The organism is Neisseria sp. HMSC055H02 (assembly GCF_001813335.1).
In the GTDB taxonomy this organism is placed as follows: Bacteria; Pseudomonadota; Gammaproteobacteria; order Burkholderiales; family Neisseriaceae; genus Neisseria; species Neisseria sicca_C.
In genome coordinates this window covers 1-5,200 of sequence record NZ_KV812124.1, presented here as the reverse complement: position 1 = coordinate 5,200, position 5,200 = coordinate 1, and the positions used below count along the sequence as shown (strand labels likewise).

1 protein-coding gene is annotated in these 5,200 nt (G+C 54.4%); it reads right to left on the bottom strand.

Annotated features, from left to right (window positions below; genetic code table 11):
- Window positions 1-4,851, bottom strand: a 4,851-nt coding sequence (locus HMPREF2907_RS09925; protein WP_141754442.1) for a two-partner secretion domain-containing protein, incomplete at its 3' end; no start/stop codon positions are given.
- Between the last annotated feature and the right edge of the window lie 349 nt (window positions 4,852-5,200).

Below are 5,200 nucleotides of genomic sequence, written 5' to 3'. Positions count from 1 at the left end.
GGCCGTGCTGCCGACATGGGTGTGGCGGTGGGCTGTACTTTGTCCTTGTCCGCCGCCTTTGCCTGCGTTGCCGCCGGCGGTAAGGCCGAGGCCGCTGCCCGGGCGGACGGTGGCGCCCGCGTTCCAGCCGCTGCTTTTGTTTTCGTCTTGTCCGCTGCCGTGCTGTTCGGCTGACCGGAGTGTGATGCGGTTGTCGGCTATGAGTGCGGTAGCTGCGTTGCCGACGATGTCGGAACCGGTAATGTTGATATTGGACCGTTCCCCGCCTCCTGAGGCGGTAAGGGTGGTTTGTCCTTTGCCTATGATTTGGCCGGCTTCGGCTTCGGTACGGCGGTTTGTCTGTCCGCTGCGGCTTTTTTGTCGTCCGTAGGCGAGGGAGAGGCTGATGCCGGTGTTTTGGCCGCCTGCCGCCTGCAGGATGCTTCGGGCGGCCTGATGACCCTGCCACGCGGTGTTGGCGGCGGCCATGGCGTTAACGCGGCCGTTTTTGCTTTGGCCGACGGTCTGTGCCGTTTGGACGAGGTTTTGGGCGGCTTGGACAACCGGGACGTTGATGGCGGCGGTGAGGCCTTTTTGCTCCCGGGTGTGGACGTAGCCGGCGGCATACCGGTTGTTTGCGGCTTCTATATCTATACTTTGGGCCGTTATGGTGTTGTTGCCTTCGGGACTGGAGACGGTGCTGCCGGTTTGCCGGTAGCGGCGGCCGGCGGTAACGGCGGTGCCGCCTTTGAGGCTGCCTGCGGTGCTGCCGGTATGGGTCAGGTCGGTATGTTCGGCATCATCGGCGGTTTTGCGGCTGCCGAGGGTAAAGCCTAGGCCGCCCGCGCCCATGAGGCCCGATTTTTTGCTTTCGCGGTATTCGCTGCCGGCATAACGGTTGCGGGCGGCGGACAGGCTGATGTCGCGCCCTGCCTGTATGGCGGTGCCGTCGTCTGAAATGATGCTGCTGCCGCGCACGTTGACGTCCCTGCCGGCCGTGACGGCGATTGTGCCGCCGCCTATGCTGCTGCCGACGGTTTCGTCATGGCCGAGGCGGGTGCGGATCAGGGTTTGGCTGCGGGAGAGGAGGCCTTTGGACTTGCTGTGGAACGATGCGTCCAGTTCGGTTATTTGGCGTCCTTCGCTGATACTGACATCACGCCCCGCGGCAAGGACGGTTTGGCCCTCTTCTGCCTCCAGTTCGCCCTGACGGATTTTTAAGTCGTTGCCGGCTTGGAGCAGTGCGCCGTTTTGCGTGCGTATGCTGCTGCCGACTTCGGCAGTTTGGCGGACGTGGCGGTGGTTTTTGTCATCCAATGCACCATAGGCTTCGCGATGTTCGGTACGGATGGTGCCGAGGTTGAGATTGTTGCCGGCGGCAATTCGGGTGGTACCGCCTTTAACTTGGTTAGAGACGGTGGCTGCATTGAGGTTGATGTCGTTGCCGGCATGCAGGGATAGGATGCCGTCTGCGCCGCCGTTGCCCTCCCGGCGGATATGGCCTCCGGTTACGCTTATCTGTGCCATGCGGTCGACGATGGTATTGCCGTTGCGTTTATTGCCGGAGGTCTGGGTGGTGCCGCCGAGGCTGATGTTTTGCGCTTGGATGGTCAGCAGCCTGTCTGCCTGTACCTGCCCGCCTTCGACATTAATACTTTTTTCGGCTTTTAAGCCGATGCGGTCGGCTTGAATATTGCCGTTGCTGTTAATATTCCGTGCTTGGACGAGTACGGCCTGCCGCCCCGCAATGGTACCGCTGTTAGTCAGGTTGCCGTTTTGCAGTTTAAGTAAGACTTGTTCGGCACTAATCAGGCCGCCGGAGGTATTGAGATCACCTTTGCGCGCCAGGGCATAGACTTTAGGGGCCAGCACGGTTTGAGTCGAACCGTCGTGAAGGGTGACGGTTTGATTTTCCATCCAAACGATATCTGAAGTTAAGCGGGCAACTTGCTCTGAACTCAAGGCGATACCCGGGGTAAGGCCGAATGTTTTGGCAGCAGTAAGGCCGTTGTCCATCAGAGCTTTGAATTGTTCTTCATCACTCCTGTAGCCGTCGAGTCGACGGTAGCCTGTTAATTGGTGGATTTGTTCATTAACAAGTTTTTGTTCGTAGTAGCCGTCGCCTAGCCGTTTGTGTAGATGATTGGTGTCCAATTTCAGTTGTTGCAACATGTAGTCGCTGCCCAACCAGCGGCGGTAGTCTGCAAATTGGGGATCGGTCTCGACCAGCCAGCCTTTATTGCCGGGGTGGACGGTGTAGAGGCTGTTGTCCGGCAGTTTGACCATCCCCGTATTGCTTTTGACGGCAAGGCTGTCCGACAGATCCGGCCGTGTCATTCCGGTTTTGCCGGCGGGCTGCAGGTTTCCCACATGTTGTTTGACCGTACTGACAGGCCGCTCAAACCCTGTTTCGCGTATCGGTGGGCTGACTACGGGATGGGCATCCTTGTCAAACTCAATATGGCGGCTTCCGCGGAAACCATGTCTGTCATAACTGCCGCGCCGCATCATGCCGTCGTTGACTGTACGCACCTTCATCAGGGTGGCCAAGTTGGTTATACCGTCGGAATTTAAATCCAGGCCGACCAAGATGCGGCTGTTTTGGTTTGACCAGTTTCCCTGCGCATTCAAATTGCCGCCGATGAGTATTTCGCCCGGCCGGTCGGCAACAATGCGCTGTTTGTAGACGGTTTGGGTATAGTCGGCTTTCCAAATGCCTTCGACACCGTATTTGTGGATATGGATATGCCGTCCGTCTTTGAAATCAAAATTCAGATCATGGTCTTCCTTGCGGTAATGTCCGTCGTCGTCTTGGGTGAAAAAAGGTAACGCTTCGGCATTGCGGTAAAAGGATTGGAGATGCCGTTGGGCATCGATATAGTCTTCAACCCTGAAGTCCGCATTCAGGTTGTACAGTTTGCCGGCCGAAATATGTGCATCGCCGCCGGTCTCTATTTTTCCGCCGGTATTGGTCAGCAGTATGGCACGTCCCGATGCCTCATTGTTCCCATCCAACGAGCCGCCGATATTCAAACGGCCCTCGCTGGAAATCAGGGCGCCGTTGCGGTTGTCGGCTTTCCTCACCCCGATGTCCAAACGCTCCCTTGCGGCAATGACGCCTGCTTTAGTGCCGCCTTGTGCCGTTTCTTCACGGTTAAGCAGTTTGTCCGCCGATAAGGCGACATGGTTGCCGTAGATCCTGCCCGTACCGGTATTGGACAGGGTTTTCACCACACTGATGCGGGTCAGGCCGTTGCTGTTGATAATGCCCCTGTTGTCCGCATCATGTCCGGATGTAATGTCCGCCTGCCTGCCTGCCATAATTCTGCCGGTAACTTGATTGTCTATACGGCCGGCATTCAGTGTAAGCGTATCCGCAGCCTGCAGAGTGTGGGGGTTTTTCAGACGACCTTTTACGGTCAGGTTTAACCGCCCTCCTGCCGCAATATCGCGTTCTACGGTAAAGTCGCCCGCCAAGGCGATGTCCAGCTTGTCGCCGGCTGCCAGCGTGCCGCCGTTGGCGAGTGTTCCCGCTTGCAGCGACACATCGCCGGCAGATTCGATCGTACCGTCTGTATTGTTTACCGCCAAAGTATTTTGATTTTTGTCGTGAACAGACAATTGCCGGTGGGCGGATATTTCGCCATGCCGGTTGTCAAGGTCGTCTGAAACGGTCAGTTGCGTCTTGTTGGCGGACAAAAGTCTGCCATTGCGGTTGTCCAACCTTCGGCTTCGGATATCGACCGCATCCTGCGAGGCAATCGTACCGCTATTATGGACATTGCGGGCATGAAGTGAAACCGCATGATTTTCTCCCGTCGCCGCAATCGTACCCGTGTTGGTCAGTTTACCTTCAGCATTCACTGCTACATTGCCGGCCGAGGCAAACAATTGCCCCCGATTGCGCACGGATGCATAACGATCAGTGCTGATCAAGGTGATCTTACCGGCATACATACCGCCCAATGCCCCTGTATCGATGGCATACAGTGAGTTGGCAGAATTTGTATTCGCAGCAGGGGAGTGTGAAGACCGGACAGAGCCATCTGCCGAGACATCGTTTTGCCCTGCCAACACACGCACATCTTTACCCCACACCGGCGCATCAATCTTAACCGCGCGGCTTAATATCTGCGTGTAATCGGTATCGCGGGCATCCAAACCGTGTCCGGCGATTACAACATTGCCTTGCCTTATCTTAAAGCCGCTAAGGTCTCCTGCTTGATATTGCGGCTGGCCTGTAGTCAAAGTGGCACGGGAAGCATTGATAAATCCCCCTCCGTCCACTTGAATTCCCGAAGGGTTTGCAATCACCACTTCGGCACGCCTGCCGCCCACCTCAATATATCCGCCCAACAAAGAGGGATTAGCCGAATTGACTTGATTCACAATGACACGGGCCTCACCACCTGCAAGCCAGGGGTTGCCCTGTATCCAGCCGCCCAACTGTGTTTGTATGTTCCGGCGGCTGTTGTTCAAAACGGCGCCATGGTTGTCAACATTGAAATGGGAGTATTGGTTAACTGAAACCCCTGCGGCAGTAGGGGTTTGGATATTGGCCTGCGGGATGCCGTTGCCGGTTTGTATAATAGTAGGCTGTTGCTGTGCAGGTGCCGATTTGTCGGCAACGATATTTTGGGCATCGGCATAGGGAGAAGTCAGGAGAAGGGCAGAGCCGAGCAGTAATGAAAGAGAGAATGAGATAACAGAGATAGAATGACTGAAACCTGTAAAGCCTGCAATATCATTTGGCGAAATACCTGTAGCTTGGGTATCGGCCGTGTTTTTTCCTTCGCGTTTGGCATTTTCAGCAACAGCCATCATGCAGTTTCGATGTTTGTTAAATACGACTTTGTATAGGGTGCGGTTCATAGTAAAGGTTTTCTCGATAATATTCCTTATGTATATTCATTCTAGCTTGATTGACTTAGTATGGGTAGGAAAATTAGTTTTGGACTGAAGTGGCTTAGCCTTAAATGGCACAATATTGATCAAGTTATATAAGAATTTGGTGGTGGTTGTCGTAGTATAGTAACTATGCCTAACATACAAAACTCAGATAACTGACTGTAACCTAGATAAGGGAACGGAAAAGGAGCTACTTTAAATTTTTATTCCTGAATTTATGGCTCAATTTGATAGAAACTTAGTCAAATAGTATCTGATGTTATAGTTCTGATAATTTAGACACAAAAAACCTAAAAGTAGAGAAAGCATCCGC